At 67.9% G+C, this 14,864-nt stretch carries 13 protein-coding genes; 11 read left to right on the forward strand and 2 right to left on the reverse strand.

All coding sequences use genetic code 11. The annotated features are described in order from the left end of the window. Nucleotides 1–22: 22 nt before the first annotated feature. Both ADBZ6K_RS19045 and ADBZ6K_RS19050 read left to right on the forward strand, forming a co-directional pair. Nucleotides 23–2,029 carry a bifunctional copper resistance protein CopD/cytochrome c oxidase assembly protein gene (locus ADBZ6K_RS19045; protein ID WP_526349526.1) on the forward strand — a complete coding sequence of 669 codons (2,007 nt, stop codon included), beginning with the start codon at nt 23–25 and terminating at the stop codon, nt 2,027–2,029. A 130-nt stretch (nt 2,030–2,159) separates the two neighbouring features. Next, nucleotides 2,160–2,369 carry a hypothetical protein gene (locus ADBZ6K_RS19050; protein ID WP_526349528.1) on the forward strand — a complete coding sequence of 70 codons (210 nt, stop codon included), beginning with the start codon at nt 2,160–2,162 and terminating at the stop codon, nt 2,367–2,369. Nucleotides 2,370–2,556: 187 nt separating this feature from the next. On the opposite strand, the gene ADBZ6K_RS19055 is transcribed toward ADBZ6K_RS19050, so the two are convergent. Then, the gene (locus tag ADBZ6K_RS19055; RefSeq protein ID WP_526349530.1) at nt 2,557–3,753 is read right to left on the reverse strand and encodes an allophanate hydrolase-related protein; all 1,197 of its coding nucleotides are present in this window, start codon (nt 3,751–3,753) and stop codon (nt 2,557–2,559) included. 172 nt (nt 3,754–3,925) lie between these two features. On the opposite strand from ADBZ6K_RS19055, the gene ADBZ6K_RS19060 reads away from it, so the two are divergent. From ADBZ6K_RS19060 to ADBZ6K_RS19085, 6 genes are all read left to right on the forward strand, one after another. Then, complete coding sequence (locus ADBZ6K_RS19060) at nt 3,926–4,462, forward strand: single-stranded DNA-binding protein (RefSeq protein WP_526349532.1); 537 nt, start codon at nt 3,926–3,928, stop codon at nt 4,460–4,462. A gap of 71 nt (nt 4,463–4,533) precedes the next feature. Next, the gene (gene ettA / locus ADBZ6K_RS19065) at nt 4,534–6,210 is read left to right on the forward strand and encodes an energy-dependent translational throttle protein EttA (RefSeq protein ID WP_526349534.1); all 1,677 of its coding nucleotides are present in this window, start codon (nt 4,534–4,536) and stop codon (nt 6,208–6,210) included. 97 nt (nt 6,211–6,307) lie between these two features. Next, nucleotides 6,308–11,191: an NAD-glutamate dehydrogenase gene (locus ADBZ6K_RS19070; RefSeq protein WP_526349536.1), complete on the forward strand. Its 4,884-nt coding sequence runs from the start codon at nt 6,308–6,310 to the stop codon at nt 11,189–11,191. Between the two features lie 8 nt (nt 11,192–11,199). Further along, nucleotides 11,200–11,616 (forward strand): acyl-CoA thioesterase, encoded by a 417-nt coding sequence (locus tag ADBZ6K_RS19075; protein ID WP_526349679.1) that lies wholly within the window; start codon nt 11,200–11,202, stop codon nt 11,614–11,616. Then, nucleotides 11,613–12,344: a DUF8185 domain-containing protein gene (locus ADBZ6K_RS19080; protein WP_526349538.1), complete on the forward strand. Its 732-nt coding sequence runs from the start codon at nt 11,613–11,615 to the stop codon at nt 12,342–12,344. The genes ADBZ6K_RS19075 and ADBZ6K_RS19080 overlap by 4 nt, the downstream gene beginning before the upstream one ends. Before the next feature lie 10 nt (nt 12,345–12,354). After that, nucleotides 12,355–12,804 carry a nitroreductase family deazaflavin-dependent oxidoreductase gene (locus ADBZ6K_RS19085; protein WP_526349540.1) on the forward strand — a complete coding sequence of 150 codons (450 nt, stop codon included), beginning with the start codon at nt 12,355–12,357 and terminating at the stop codon, nt 12,802–12,804. Between the two features lie 38 nt (nt 12,805–12,842). On the opposite strand, the gene ADBZ6K_RS19090 is transcribed toward ADBZ6K_RS19085, so the two are convergent. After that, nucleotides 12,843–13,241 carry a globin gene (locus tag ADBZ6K_RS19090; protein ID WP_526349542.1) on the reverse strand — a complete coding sequence of 133 codons (399 nt, stop codon included), beginning with the start codon at nt 13,239–13,241 and terminating at the stop codon, nt 12,843–12,845. Between the two features lie 213 nt (nt 13,242–13,454). Between ADBZ6K_RS19090 and ADBZ6K_RS19095 the strand changes: the two genes are divergently transcribed. The 3 genes from ADBZ6K_RS19095 to ADBZ6K_RS19105 are packed head-to-tail and all read left to right on the forward strand — an operon-like array spanning nt 13,455 to nt 14,825. Beyond that, on the forward strand, nt 13,455–14,117 hold the full coding sequence (locus tag ADBZ6K_RS19095; RefSeq protein ID WP_526349544.1) for an HNH endonuclease signature motif containing protein: 663 nt from the start codon (nt 13,455–13,457) through the stop codon (nt 14,115–14,117). Nucleotides 14,118–14,143: 26 nt separating this feature from the next. Beyond that, nucleotides 14,144–14,371 (forward strand): aa3-type cytochrome oxidase subunit CtaJ, encoded by a 228-nt coding sequence (ctaJ, locus tag ADBZ6K_RS19100; protein WP_526349546.1) that lies wholly within the window; start codon nt 14,144–14,146, stop codon nt 14,369–14,371. Next, nucleotides 14,358–14,825 (forward strand): DUF5130 family protein, encoded by a 468-nt coding sequence (locus tag ADBZ6K_RS19105; protein ID WP_526349548.1) that lies wholly within the window; start codon nt 14,358–14,360, stop codon nt 14,823–14,825. The genes ctaJ and ADBZ6K_RS19105 overlap by 14 nt, the downstream gene beginning before the upstream one ends. Nucleotides 14,826–14,864: the final 39 nt, after the last annotated feature.

Here is a 14,864-nt window from a genome sequence, read left to right on the forward strand (position 1 = left end):
CGTCACGCCATACGCTTTCCCTATGACCTCGACGGCGATGCGCGCACACATCCATCGGGTGTGGCCCGTGCTCGCCGGGATCGGCCTGTTGGCAGGCGGGATCGCCGCAAGCATCGGCACGCTGTCGCTGGCCGACGCCCTGACCGCCTCCGGGCTGCCCGACCCCGGTCCGGTCACGACCTACGGGCTGCCGTTCGTCCGGGCCGCGGGTGAGATCGCCGCCGTCGTGGCGGTCGGGTCGTTTTTGTTCGCGGCGTTCCTGGTGCCCCCGCAGCACAACGGCGTCCTGGACGCCGACGGGTATCGAGCGCTCCGGCTCGGTACCGCGGCGTCGGCGGTGTGGACGTGCTGCGCGGCGCTGCTGGTCCCGCTGACGGTGTCCGACGTGTCCGGTCAGCCGCTGCTGGACCATCTCAACCCGATAAGCATCTGGTCGGCCGCCAGCCTGGTCGACATCGCGGGGGCGTGGCGCTGGACCGCGTTCCTTGCCGCCGCGGTGACGATCGCCAGCCTGCCCGTGCTGCGGTGGGCGTGGACGCCGATCCTGCTGGCCGGGTCGCTGCTGACGCTGGTGCCGCTGGCCCTCAGCGGGCACTCGTCGGCGGGCGGCGCCCACGACATGGCCACGAACAGCCTGTTCATTCACCTGATCGCCGGTGCGCTGTGGGCGGGCGGACTGCTGGCCCTGCTCGCCCACGCCGTCCGCGGGGGCGGCCACGCCGACCTCGCCGCCCGCCGATTCTCGGCGCTGGCACTGTGGTGCTTCGTGGCGATGGCGCTGAGCGGCGTGGTCAACGCGGCGGTGCGCATCCGGCCGGCCGACCTGGTGCATACCGAGTACGGCTGGCTGATCGTCGGCAAGGTCGTCGCCCTGTGCCTGCTTGGTGTCGTCGGCTGGTGCCAGCGGCGCAGCGGCGTGGCCGCACTGCAGGCCGATCCGACCGCCCGCCGCCCGTTGGTCACCCTGGCGCTGGTCGAGGCGGTGCTGTTCGGGGTGGCGTTCGGTATCGCGGTCGGGCTGGGCCGTACGCCGCCCCCGCCGGTGACCACCACACCCAGCCCCGCGGTGGTGGCCATCGGATACGACCTGGTCGGGCCCCCGACGCTGGCCCGGATCCTCACCGAGTGGCGATTCGACCTGCTGTTCGGCTCCGCCGCAATCGTGTTGGCGGCGGTATACCTCGCAGGTCTGCGGCGGCTGCGGCACCGCGGCGACGCGTGGCCCGTGGGCCGGACCCTGGCCTGGCTGTGCGGCTGCGCGACGCTGTTGTTCACGACGTCGTCCGGGCTCGGCGCGTACATGCCCGCGATGTTCAGCATGCACATGGTCGCTCACATGCTGTTGTCCATGCTGGTGCCCATCCTGCTGGTATTGGGGGCGCCGGTCACCATGGCGCTGCGGGCGTTGCCCCCCGCCGGCCGCGGCGCGCCGCCGGGCCCGCGGGAATGGTTGTTGGGGGCGTTGCATTCCCGGGTGTCGCAGTTCCTGACCCATCCGGTCGTCGCGACGGTCATGTTCGTTGCCGGCTTCTACGGGCTCTACTACGGCGGCCTTTTCGACGCCGCGGTGAGCAACCACGCCGCGCACGTCCTGATGAACGTGCATTTCCTGCTCAGCGGGTACCTCTTCTACTGGGTCGTCATAGGGATCGACCCGACGCCGCGGCCCATCCCGCATCTGGGCAAGTTGGCGATGGTGTTCGCGTCGCTGCCCCTACACGCATTCTTCGGTGTGACGTTGATGGGTATGCGCAACGTCCTTGGCGAAGGGTTCTACCGCTCACTGGACCTGAGCTGGCACACCGATCTGATCGGTGATCAACGCCTCGGGGGTGGGATCGCGTGGGCGGCGGGGGAAGTACCGCTGGTCCTGGTGATGGTTGCTCTGCTCGTGCAGTGGCGCCGTAGCGACGAGCGCACCGCGACAAGGCTCGACCGTGCGGCCGACCGCGACGAGGACGCCGAACTGGCCGCCTACAACGCGATGCTGGCGGAGATGGCGCGCCGCGACAAGCACTCCGAACGCTGACGCAACCGACGGTTTCTGCCACGCGGCGCTAAATTGCTGCCACCGGAATTAATGCGCTGACCTGCTGGTTTACACAGTCAGACCGGCACGGAAAACCCGGAGCCGATAAGACACCGCAGGAGTGATCGAGATGAAGAAGTTCGGATTCGCCACCTTCGCCGCAGGCGCCCTTGCCACCGCGTTCTTCGGGCTGGCCGCCCCGGCCAACGCCACACTTCCGGTCCTGGAGCCGGGTAACACCATCTCCGCCGGTGTGGACCGGCTGGGCTGGCTCAACGACCTGCAGCCGCAGGTGAACGTCCCGCAGGTCGACACCAGCGTCCGCCACAGCGGCCGCTGAACGCGTACCAGAGAGCGGGCACCCCGACGCCGGGGTGCCCGCTTTCGTTATCCGGGGGTGCGTCTCGTTCACCCGTATGCCTCTTGCGCCGAGATCTGCATAGTGGTGGTGGCCGCTGCGATTCACGGCCATGGTGCAGAAACAGACGCATCCGGCACACTCGGCAGGCACCGGCGCACTCGGCAGGCTAGATGGCCCCCGCGGCCATTGCGGCGGGCCAGCTCCCGTAGCCGCTGATGTCGACGCCGGTGGCCGCGGCCGCGTCGCAGCCGAACGCGGTGCGCCACGTCCCGTCGTCGAACTCGACCTTGCCGAGCTGCATCGGCGCAGGCAACGCCATGAGGAACCGGCCGAGGGCCGCGGGTGACAGCAACCATCGGTGACCCGTCAGGCCGGCCCCGGACGTTCCGTGTGGCACCCTCGTGACGGCGGGTTTGGCCGGCACGGTCGGCAGCACGGTCATCCGGTAGTGCGGTGCGGTCGTCAGCTCACCCGCCCAGCGGGCGCCCAGATCGGTCAGCTGGTGAGCCAGCGGGCCGCCGTGTAGATGGGCGCCGAACACCACCAACTCGGCGACGTCGGCGGCGGCGGCCGGCCACACGCCCACGGACGGGGAAACCCCCGACGAGCGCGCCGCAACATCGAGGGCCACCGCGTCGTCGTACGCTCGGGCCACCACACGGACCTCGCCCACCCGGACCGCGCACAGGCCGGACGGCACGGCGAGCGCAGACACCGCAGGCGCCACCAATGCTTCGGTACCTGGCACGGCCGCCGCGACCGCCGTCATGTCCACCTCAACCATATCCACGGCGACGAACCGGGCGCCCGCGTCAGCCAGCGCGGCAAGGGCGGCGTCGAATGCGGCCCGGTGCCCGTCTGCGGCGGGCCAGTCGCCCGGCACGGCGACGAGTGGTTCCGGGGAGGCGGCCAGCCGGATGTCGGCAGGCCATGGCCGCGGCGCGGCGGCGGCGACGATTCCCATCGCGCGGTTCGCCAGTGCCAGCTCGTAGGCGAAGAGCGTCAGTCTGTCCTCGCTGTCCGCCGCGACACCCCCGTTGCCGATCGTCCCCACGGTCGGCGTGATCGCGACGCCGCGGTAGCCGGTGTCGCTGTCATGGCAGTCGGCGCCGACGGCGAGGTCGGCCGCACCGCAGCTGATCGCGTTCGGGCATCCGCCCCGGATGGTCGTTCCGACCACCACCGCCCCCGCGCCGCACAGCGCGGCCACCGGGCCGCCGTCGAGGCCGCCGACCAGACTGTCACGGAGGCCGCCGTCCACACTGTCGTCCAACGCCAGCCGCACTCCCGCCAGCGGGCCACGGGACCGCGCCAGCTCGGCGGCCACCTCCCCGGCCGACCGTTCGCTGATCCACGGGCTCATGCCGAACAACCTATGTGGGGTTTATCCACAATGCGGGATTCATCCACATCCGCGGGCCTCGCGTGTCCCCTCGGGCGGATCGTGTCGGCGCCGCGACGGTCAATGGGGTGCCACGGCGACGCGACCTGCAAGCGAGTCCGCCGGGCGGGTACACGACTGGAAGGAATAAACAATGTTCGAGACACCGTTCACGATCGTCGGCACCATCGTCACCGATCTCGTCCGGCGCAAGGTCGGCGATCAGGAGGTGGTCAAATTCCGGGTCGCCAGCAATTCGCGGCGACGCACCGCCGACGGGTCGTGGGAGCCCGGCAACTCGTTGTTCGTCACGGTCAACTGCTGGGGGCGCCTTGTCACCGGAGTGGCGGGCTCGCTGCGGAAAGGACTGCCGGTCATCGTCTCCGGATACGTCTACACCAGCGAGTACGAGGACCGCGAGGGTAACCGTCGCTCATCGGTGGAGGTGCGCGCGACCGCGGTCGGCCCCGACCTCTCGCGATCGATCGCCGCGGTGGAGAACCTGCGGCTGTCCGGCCCGGGCATGCCGGGCGATGCGACGTTGACGGACGGCACCGGTGCCAGCCCGGCCCACGGCGCTGCGGACGTCGACGACGGCGGCGCGGCGGAGACCGACGAAGCGACCCGAGCCGACGCCGCGACCGACCCTGCAGACGTCATCGACGCGGAGGCGCTGCCACTGTCGGCGTAGCGTCACCGGCCACGCCTAGGATGGGCCGCGGGCATTCACACGAAGCGCGTTCAGAAAGGCAACACCACGGCATGGCCGAATTCATCTACACGATGCGGAAGGTCCGCAAGGCGCACGGCGACAAGGTGATTCTTGACGACGTCACCCTGAACTTCCTTCCGGGCGCGAAGATCGGCGTCGTCGGCCCCAACGGGGCGGGCAAGTCGAGCGTCTTGCGGATCATGGCCGGCCTGGACACACCGAACAACGGCGACGCCTTCCTGGCGCCCGGTGCCAGTGTCGGCATTCTGCAGCAGGAGCCGTCGCTGAACGAGGAGAAGACCGTTCGCGGCAACGTCGAGGAGGGCCTCGGCGAGATCAAGGTCAAGCTCGACCGGTTCAACGAGGTGGCCGAGCTGATGGCCACCGACTACTCCGACGAGCTGATGGAGGAGATGGGCCGGCTGCAGGAAGATCTGGATCACGCCGACGCCTGGGACCTCGACTCACAGCTCGAGCAGGCGATGGACGCGCTGCGCTGCCCACCGCCCGACGAGCCGGTCACCCACCTGTCCGGAGGCGAGCGGCGCCGGGTGGCGCTGTGCAAGCTGTTGCTGTCCAAACCGGATCTGCTGCTGCTCGACGAACCGACGAACCATCTCGACGCCGAAAGCGTCCAGTGGCTCGAACAGCATCTGGCCGACTACAAGGGCGCGATCCTTGCCGTCACCCACGACCGCTACTTCCTGGACAACGTGGCCGAATGGATCCTCGAACTCGACCGCGGCCGGGCCTACCCGTACGAGGGCAACTACTCCACCTATCTGGAGAAGAAGGCCGAACGGATCGCGGTGCAGGGCCGTAAGGACGTCAAACTCCAGAAACGCCTCAAGGATGAGTTGGCCTGGGTGCGTTCGGGTGCCAAGGCCCGCCAGGCCAAGAGCAAGGCTCGATTGCAGCGCTACGAGGAGATGGCTGCAGAAGCCGAGAAGACGCGCAAGCTCGACTTCGAGGAGATCCAGATCCCGACGGGGCCGCGGCTGGGCAGCGTCGTTGTCGAGGTCGAGCACCTCGACAAGGGATTCGACGGGCGGCCGCTGATCAAGGATCTGTCGTTCACGCTGCCGCGCAACGGCATCGTCGGTGTCATCGGGCCGAACGGTGTCGGCAAGACCACCCTGTTCAAGACCATCGTCGGGTTGGAGGAGCCCGACAGCGGCACCGTCAAGATCGGCGAAACGGTCAAGCTGTCCTATGTCGACCAGAGTCGCGGCGGCATCGACCCGAAGAAGACCGTGTGGGAAGTGGTGTCGGACAAACTCGACTACATCGAGGTCGGGCAGAACGAGATCCCGTCGCGGGCGTATGTGTCCGCATTCGGGTTCAAAGGGCCCGATCAGCAGAAGCCGGCGGGCGTGCTGTCCGGTGGTGAACGTAACCGGCTGAATCTGGCGCTGACGCTCAAGGAGGGCGGCAACCTGATCCTGCTCGACGAGCCGACCAACGACCTCGATGTCGAGACGCTGAGTTCGCTGGAGAACGCGCTGGAGAACTTCCCGGGCTGCGCGGTGGTGATCTCGCACGACCGCTGGTTCCTCGACCGGACCTGCACCCACATTCTGGCGTGGGAGGGCGACGCCGACAGCGAGGCCAAATGGTTTTGGTTCGAGGGCAATTTCGCGGCTTACGAGGAGAACAAGGTGCAGAGGCTGGGCGCCGATGCGGCCCGTCCGCACAGGGTGACCCACCGGCGCCTCACACGGGACTAATGTCGCATCTGCGTGCCATGCCGTCGTGGTCCTGAAACGGGCGTGCGGCGGCAGCCAACGACGGCCGGTACGCGGGTGTGAGTCAGGAGTGGTTCGCATGACGGTGTATCCGGGAGCGTTGGGACATGAGCGAAGCGACCCGAGACCGCTTCCTCCCGACGCGATGCAAGGGCTGGCACGGGCTTACCTCGCCACCTATCACGGACCTCAGGGCGATGCGCCAGGCGCCGATTCGGCGGTGACCGGTCCGCTGGACCGCACTGGTGAGGGCCGGGTGGTGTCGCCCGCGCTGGTGACCGCTCACCATCGGCTCGGCAGCCACCGTGCGCCCGGCGAGACCAGGGTCGCCACCTACACCGCAGACGATGCAGGCGGGTTCGGTCCGGCACTGCAGATCGTCACCGACCACACCCCGATGCTGATGGACTCCGTCACGGTGATGCTGCACCGCCTCGGGGTCGCCTACCGCGCGATCATGAACCCGGTGTTCCGGGTGCGCAGGGGTCGCGGCGGGGAGTTATTGGACATCCGGCCCGCGACGGATGGCGCCGCCCGCGAGGGCACCGACGAGACCTGGATTCACATCAAGCTCGCCGAATCGCCGGATCGGCGCGCGCTGGACGAGGCTCGCCGGCTGCTGCCGAACATCCTCGCCGACGCCCGTCAGGTCGCCGCCGACTCGGGTCCGATGAATGCGACCCTCTTCCGCCTGGCCAACGAACTGGAGACGGCACTCCAGGGGCGGTTCCCCGGCGCGGACCGCAAGGACGTGGCGGCGCTGCTGCGCTGGCTGGCCGACGGCCATTTCGTCCTACTCGGCTACCAGCTTTGCCCGGTGCACGACGGGCAGTCGTCCGTCGACGAGGCGAGCCGGCTGGGGGTGCTGCGGCTGCGACGCGACGTTCTTCCACCGCTGACCGGCCCCGACGATCTGCTCGTGTTGGCACAGGCCACCATTCCCAGCTTCCTGCGCTACCGCGCCTTCCCCTACATCGTCGTCGTCCGCGAGAACCTGCGCACGGATCGGGATGCCCGCCCTGACGCGCCAACCGCGGTCGAACACCGCTTCGTCGGGTTGTTCACCGTCGCCGCCATGAACGCCAATGTGCTGGAGATACCGCTGATCTCGCGGCGGGTCAACGAGGCGCTGGCGATGGCGCAGCAGGATCCGAGCCATCCGGGACTGCTGCTGCTCGACATCATCCAGACCATCCCGCGCCCGGAACTGTTCGCGTTGAGCCCGACCGACCTGCTCGAGATGGCGATGGCCGTGGTCGAGCTCGGCTCGCGGCGCCGGGCGCTGCTGTTCCTACGTGGTGATCAGCTCGCGCATTTTGTGTCCTGCCTCGTGTACCTGCCGCGCGACCGCTACACCACCGCCGTTCGGCTGGAAATGCAGGACATCCTGGTCCGCGAGCTGGGCGGGGTCGGCATCGAGTACACCGCGCGGGTGAGTGAATCGCCGTGGGCGGTGGTGCATTTCACCGTTAAGATGCCCGACGGGCTGGACCGCAGGCGGATCGATACATCGCTGGAGAACGAAACCCGTATCCAGCAGTTGCTGACCGAGGCCGCCCGCACCTGGGCAGACCGCCTGATGGGTGCGGTCAGGACCGGATTCATCGACCAGGCCACCGCCGAGCACTACTCGGTGGCCTTCCCCGACGACTTCAAGCAGGCGGTTACGCCGCTGGAGGCGCTCAACGACATCGCGATCATCGAAGAGTTGCAGAACGATTCGGTGAAGCTGACGTTGACCGAGGGTGGGGACGACCGGGTTGCCCAGCTGACATGGTATCTCGGCGGTCAGTCGGCGTCGCTGAGCCAACTGCTGCCCATGCTGCAGTCGATGGGTGTCGTGGTGCTCGAGGAGCGGCCGTTCACCGTGACCCGCCCGAGCGGCCTGCCGGTGTGGATCTATCAGTTCAAGATCAAGCCGCATCCCAGCATCCCGGAGGCGCCGCCCGGACCCGAGCAGGAAGCCAGCGCGGCACGGTTCGCCGACGCGGTCACCGCCATCTGGCATGGCCGCATCGAGATCGACCGGTTCAACGAACTCGTCATGCGGGCAGGCCTCACCTGGCAACAGGTCGTGGTGCTGCGGGCATATGCAAAGTACTTGCGTCAGGCGGGTTTTCCGTACAGCCAGTCCCACATCGAGACCGTGCTCAACAGCAATGCGCGCACGACGCGCTCGCTGGTGGAGCTGTTCGAAGCCCTCTTCGATCCCGATGCCAACCAGCAGGGCGCGACCACCCGGCGCGACGCGCAGAGCGCCGCCGCCGCGGTGGCGGCCGACATCGACGCGCTGGTCAGCTTGGACACCGACCGGGTGCTGCGGGCATTCGCATCGATGATCCAGGCGACACTGCGCACGAACTATTTCATCCGCGGCACGGGGTCGGCGCGGCACCAGAACGTGTTGTCGCTGAAGCTGAATCCCGGCCTGATCGACGAATTACCGTTGCCGCGTCCGCGATTCGAGATCTTCGTCTACTCACCGCGGGTGGAGGGCGTACACCTGCGGTTCGGCAACGTCGCGCGCGGTGGTCTGCGCTGGTCGGATCGGCGGGAGGACTTCCGCACCGAGGTCCTCGGCCTGGTCAAGGCCCAGGCGGTGAAGAACGCGGTCATCGTGCCGGTCGGCGCCAAGGGCGGCTTCGTTGTCAAGCATCCGCCGCTGGCCACCGGCGACCCGGGCGCCGACCGCGACGCCCAGCGCGCCGAGGGCGTCGCCTGCTACAAGCTGTTCATCGCCGGCCTGCTCGACGTCACCGACAACGTCGACAGGGCGACGGGCGCCATCGTTCCACCCGCAGCTGTGGTGCGGCGCGACGGCGATGACGCCTATCTGGTCGTGGCGGCCGACAAAGGCACCGCCACCTTTTCCGACATCGCCAACGAGGTCGCGCTGTCCTACGGCTTCTGGCTGGGCGATGCGTTCGCTTCGGGCGGGTCGGTGGGCTATGACCACAAGGCCATGGGCATCACTGCCAAGGGCGCGTGGGAATCGGTCAAACGGCATTTCCGCGAGATGGGTGTCGACACGCAGACCGAGGATTTCACCGTCGTCGGCATCGGCGACATGGCCGGCGACGTTTTCGGCAACGGCATGTTGCTTTCTCCGCACATACGGCTGGTCGCAGCCTTCAATCACATGCACATCTTCCTGGACCCCAACCCCGACGCGGCGTCGTCGTGGGAGGAACGCAAGCGGCTGTTCGACCTGCCCCGATCCAGCTGGGAGGACTACGACCGGTCGCTGATCAGTGAGGGCGGCGGGGTATACAGCCGCGAGCAGAAGTCCATCCCGATCACCCCTGAGGTCCGCGACGCGCTGGGCATCGAGGACAGCGTGGCCGAGATGACACCGCCCGCGCTGATCAAGGCCGTACTCAAGGCGCCGGTGGATCTGCTGTGGAACGGCGGGATCGGTACCTACGTCAAGGCCGAGGCCGAATCGGACGCCGACGTCGGTGACCGTGCCAACGATCCGGTCAGGGTCAACGGAAATCAGGTGCGGGCCAAGGTGATCGGCGAAGGCGGCAACCTGGGCGTCACCTCGCGGGGCCGGATCGAGTTCGACCTGGCCGGCGGCCGCATCAACACCGACGCCCTTGACAACTCCGCCGGTGTCGACTGCTCCGACCACGAAGTCAACATCAAGATCCTGATCGATTCGCTGGTCACCGCGGGCAAAGTCGACGAGGGTGAGCGGGCGGCACTGCTTGTGTCGATGACAGACGAGGTCGGGCGGCTGGTCCTCGTCGACAACATCGAACAGAACGACCTGATGGGCACCAGCCGGGCCAACGCGACCAGCTTGCTCACCGTGCACGCCCGGATGATCAAGGAGTTCGCCGCGGAGCGCGGGCTCAATCGTGAACTGGAGGCGCTGCCGTCGGAGAAGGAAATCCGCAGGCGCGCCGAGGCCGGGCTGGGCCTGACCTCGCCGGAGTTGGCCACCCTGATGGCGCACACCAAGCTGGAGCTCAAGGACGACCTGCTCGCCAGCGAACTGCCCGATCAGGAGGCGTTCGCGGCGCGGCTGCCGTGGTATTTCCCCTCGACGCTGCGTGACCAGTTCGGCAACGAGATCCGCTCCCATCAGCTGCGCCGGGAGATCGTGACGACCATGCTCGTCAACGACCTCGTCGACACCGCAGGCATCACCTACGCGTATCGGGTCACCGAGGACGTGGGCGTCGGCCCGGTGGACGCGGTGCGCAGCTATGTGGCCACCGACGCAATCTTCGGCATCGGGTCGGTGTGGCGGCAGATCCTCGCGTCGGATCTGCCGGTGTCGGTGTCCGACCGGATGACGCTGGACCTGCGCCGGCTGATCGACCGGGCAGGGCGCTGGCTGCTGAACTATCGGCCCCAACCGCTGGCGGTCGGCGCGGAGATCAACCGGTTCGCCAAGAAGGTCGCGATGCTGACACCCAGGATGTCGGAGTGGTTGCGCGGTGACGACAAGGTCATCGTCAACAAGGAGGCCGAGGAGTTCGCTGCGCATGGCGCCACAGCGGAGCTCGCCTACACCGTGGCGACCGGGCTGTACCAGTTCAGCCTGCTCGACGTCATCGACATCGCAGACATCATCGATCGGGACCCGGCCGAGGTCGCCGACACCTACTTCGCCCTGATGGACCATCTCGGCACCGATGGTCTGCTGACCGCGGTGTCCCAGCTGCCGCGCGACGACCGCTGGCATTCGCTGGCCCGGTTGGCGATTCGCGACGACATCTATGGATCGCTGCGCTCGCTGTGCTTCGACGTGCTCGCCGTGGGTGAGCCCGACGAAAGCGGTGAGCAGAAGATCGCCGAATGGGAGCTGAACAACACGTCGCGGGTGTCGAGGGCACGCCGCACGCTCACCGAGATCTACGGGGACGAACTTAGTGATCTCGCGACGCTGTCGGTAGCTGCCCGGCAGATCCGCAGCATGACACGCACGACCGGAACTGGAGTCTCTGGGTGACGGATGAGTTGGCGCTGGGGTTCGTCGCCCCCGTCCATGTGCGATGGTCCGACATCGACATGTACCAGCACATCAACCACGCCACCATGGTCACCATTCTCGAAGAGGCCCGGATCCCTTTCCTACGTGAGCCTTTCGGTGCCGAGATCACGACGATCGGGCTGCTGATCGCCGAGGTGAACATCGTCTACAAGGGGCAGCTGCGGCTGATGGACTCGCCGCTGCAGGTGACGATGTGGTCCAAGCGGGTGCGGGCCGTCGACTTCACCATTGGCTACGAGGTGCGCTCGGTGGCCGCAGCACCCGACTCGAAGCCGTCCGTGGTTGCCGAGACGCAGCTGGCCGCCGTGCACATCGAAGAGCAACGGCTGCAGCGGCTTTCGGAGGCGCAGCGCGACTACCTGCTTGGCTGGTCGCGGGGATGACGCCCGTCGCAGGGGAGCGGGGAATCTGGATCGACACTGCCGCGGACCGAAAGGACCTGGCGGTCTTCGCCGACCGCGCGCTGAGGATGGACGAGGCTGCGGTGATCCGACTGCGGCAGCGCACCGGCGGGCAGGAGCGAAGCGACCCGGGGATAAGCACCGGCGAACGGGTAGTCGCTTGGGTGGCAACCGGTTTCGATGTGCTGGCCAGCCGCGTGGTGGTGGGCCGGATCAGGCCGGCCGACATCAGCGTCGGGGCCGATGCGCTGGCCAGGGGCCTGGTGGAGGCCGACCACTCCGGCGTCGTCGACCCGGGATTTCCGATGGATTCGGCGTGGCGTGGCGCGCTGCCGCCCGACGGCGGATTCGCCCACCTCGACGATGTGCCCGCCCGGATCATCCTCGACCTGGCTCAACGCGGTTCGGCGCTGGCCAGGGAACACTCCGGCGCGCACGGCCCGCCTCCGTCGTTGCTGGATCAGGAGGTCGTCGCGGTCAGCTACGGCGATGCTTCGGTGGGTATCCCGATGCGGTGCGTACTCGCTTTGACGGCAATGGGTTTCCTGCCGCAGTCGAGGCCGGCCGCCGACGGTGCGGCGCTGGATCCGCAGGCCGTACCGGCCGATGAGATCGTCCGGGTACGAGCGATGTCATCATGGTTGCGCATCGACGCGCGATTCGGCTCGGTGTATCGGCGCCGTGGCGACCCAGCGCTGGTGCTGCGCTAGCGTATCCACGATGGGCAAATCCGATCGATCCGCCGAAATCGGCTCGTGGCTACTCGAGCACGGCCACCGCGCGATGCTCGTGCTCACCGGCGGTCGGTATCCCCGCACCGTCATGGGCATGCTGGCGGTCGAGTTGCACACCGTCGGCCGCAAGTCGGGCAAACCCTACTCCAACCTGCTGACCAGTCCGGTGCACGACGACAACCGCATCGTCGTGGTGGCGTCGAAGGGCGGCCACCAGGACCACCCCGACTGGTACAAGAACGCGATCGCGCATCCGGACGTCACCATGACCGTCAACGGAGAGACCAAGCCGATGCGTGCCCGCACCGCAAGCCCAGGGGAACGGGCAGAGCTGTGGCCCGAGGTGGTCAAGGCGTACAAGGGCTACGGCGGCTATCAGCGCAACACCGACCGCGAGATCCCGCTGCTGATCTGTGAGCCGCGGCCCGCTGACTAAGCGGCACGTCGATCGCGCGGGCGGGTACGGAATCGGCGCTAGAACGCCGAGTTGACCATCGACTGCGCCGCCATCTCCAGATAGGCAATCAGCGTCGCGCGATGTTCGTCGTCGAGGGTGCCGGAGTCGATCGAGGCGACGGCCGTGTGCATGCAACGCAGCCAGGCGTCGCGTTCGATGAACCCGATCCGGAACGGTGCGTGGCGCATCCTCAGCCGCGGATGGCCGCGCTGATCGGAGTATGTGCGCGGGCCGCCCCAGTACTGCTCGAGGAACATCCGCAACCGCTCTTCGGCGCCGTCGAAGTCGTCCTCCGGATACAGCGGGTGCAGAATCTCGTCCTCACGCACCAGCGCGTAGAAGCGCGAGACGATCGCGTGGAACGTCTGGTGGCCGCCCACCGCGTCATAGAACGATTGCTGTTCGACGTGACTCATCGCGTCCATTGTGGACCATGCCGGTTTCCCCTGTGCGCCTCGCGGCGCTCCTCGCGTCTGCGGCCCGAAGGTTGTTTGCGGCTGTGCATGACCAGGCCTACGTGCGGTTCGCGCACCGAAGTCACCGGATGTTCACGGGACTGACCTGCGAACACGGACGGAATTGCCGTGCGATCGATGCCGATCCATGGTGGACTGTCGGTCGGAGGACGAATGGCGCATCGCAAGAACGGCCCTCTGCGGCGGGCCGGCCACCGGCATCACGGCGTCCCGGCATGCCCACCCGGTCCGGCGCCGGCACCCGCACGGGCCCTGCACAGCGTCGACCCCCACGTCCCGGTCGGGCACGAGGGCTCCCTCTGGGGCCGCCGCCGGGTTCTGCTGCTCAACTCCACTTACGAACCGCTGACGGCGTTGCCGCTGCGGCGTGCGGTGATCATGCTGATGTGCGGCAAGGCCGACGTCGTGCACGACGACCCGGCGGGCCCGATCATCCATTCGGCGACCCGGACCATCGTCGTCCCATCGGTGATCCGCCTTCGGTCCTATGTGCGGGTGCCCTACCGGGCCCGCATCCCGATGACCAGGGCGGCGCTGATGCACAGGGACCGGTTTCGCTGCGCCTACTGCGGCGCAAAGGCCGACACCGTGGACCACGTCGTGCCCCGCAGCCGCGGCGGTGACCATTCCTGGGAGAACTGCGTTGCGGCCTGCTCACCCTGCAACCACAAGAAGGCCGACCGGTTGCTCACCGAGCTGGGCTGGACCCTGCGGTCGGTGCCCGTGCCGCCCAAGGGTCAGCACTGGCGGCTGCTTTCCACGGTCAAGGAACTCGACCCGGCCTGGGTGCGATACCTCGGTGAGGGCGCGGCATAGCGGTTTGGTGGGTTACGGTTTGCGTCGTGAGCACCCCAATGATGCACGCTCTTTTCGTACTAGTGCCCTTAGCGATCGCGGGGGTGTTGGCCCTGTTCATCTTCAGGAAGAAGGGTCCGCATCCCGCGACGTACAAACTGTCCGATCCCTGGACGCACGAACCCATCCTGTGGGCCGCCGACGAACCCGCCGACCACGGGGGACACGGCGCGCACCCGTTGACCGTTGGAGGTGGCGCAAGTGGTAAGTGGTGACGTTGCGACCGTCGTACCCGCGCAGCTGCCGTACGGCTGGGCTATCACCTCCAGCGGGCGCATCTCCAAGGTCACCGAACCCGGCGAGCTGTCGCTGCATTACCCGTTCCCGATCCAGGACCTGGTGGTTCTCGACGATGCGCTGAAGTACGGTTCGCGCGCGGCGAAGGCCCGGTTCGCCGTCTACGTCGGCAGCCTTGGTGAGGACACGGTCGTCACCGCCCGCGAGGTGCTGGCGAAGGTGCCGACGCCGGATAACGCCGTCCTGCTGGCGGTGTCGCCGGACCAGCGCGCGATCGAGGTCGTGTACGGCTCCGAACTCAAGGGCCGCGGCATCGAGACCGCCGCACCGCTCGGGGTGTCCGCGGCGGCCTCCGCCTTCAAGGAGGGCAACCTGATCGACGGGCTGATCAGCGCCGTGCGGGTGATGAGCGCCGGCGTCTCACCCGCCTGAGTTTCACCGAGATAGCGTTCCCGGTCGTGCTTCACGCGA

The sequence above is a fragment of the Mycobacterium sp. genome, assembly GCF_044223235.1.
In the GTDB taxonomy this organism is placed as follows: domain Bacteria; phylum Actinomycetota; class Actinomycetes; order Mycobacteriales; family Mycobacteriaceae; genus Mycobacterium.

Bases quoted from the DNA above. Each gene is read 5' to 3' on its own strand.
- ettA (WP_526349534.1), top strand. From the start codon at position 4,534: ATGGCCGAATTCATCTACACGATGCGGAAGGTCCGCAAGGCGCACGGC.
- ADBZ6K_RS19060 (WP_526349532.1), top strand. From the start codon at position 3,926: ATGTTCGAGACACCGTTCACGATCGTCGGCACCATCGTCACCGATCTC.
- ADBZ6K_RS19055 (WP_526349530.1), bottom strand. From the start codon at position 3,753: ATGAGCCCGTGGATCAGCGAACGGTCGGCCGGGGAGGTGGCCGCCGAG.
- ADBZ6K_RS19085 (WP_526349540.1), top strand. From the start codon at position 12,355: ATGGGCAAATCCGATCGATCCGCCGAAATCGGCTCGTGGCTACTCGAG.
- ADBZ6K_RS19080 (WP_526349538.1), top strand. From the start codon at position 11,613: ATGACGCCCGTCGCAGGGGAGCGGGGAATCTGGATCGACACTGCCGCG.
- ADBZ6K_RS19090 (WP_526349542.1), bottom strand. From the start codon at position 13,241: ATGAGTCACGTCGAACAGCAATCGTTCTATGACGCGGTGGGCGGCCAC.
- ADBZ6K_RS19050 (WP_526349528.1), top strand. From the start codon at position 2,160: ATGAAGAAGTTCGGATTCGCCACCTTCGCCGCAGGCGCCCTTGCCACC.
- ADBZ6K_RS19070 (WP_526349536.1), top strand. From the start codon at position 6,308: ATGACGGTGTATCCGGGAGCGTTGGGACATGAGCGAAGCGACCCGAGA.
- ADBZ6K_RS19095 (WP_526349544.1), top strand. From the start codon at position 13,455: ATGGCGCATCGCAAGAACGGCCCTCTGCGGCGGGCCGGCCACCGGCAT.
- ADBZ6K_RS19045 (WP_526349526.1), top strand. From the start codon at position 23: ATGACCTCGACGGCGATGCGCGCACACATCCATCGGGTGTGGCCCGTG.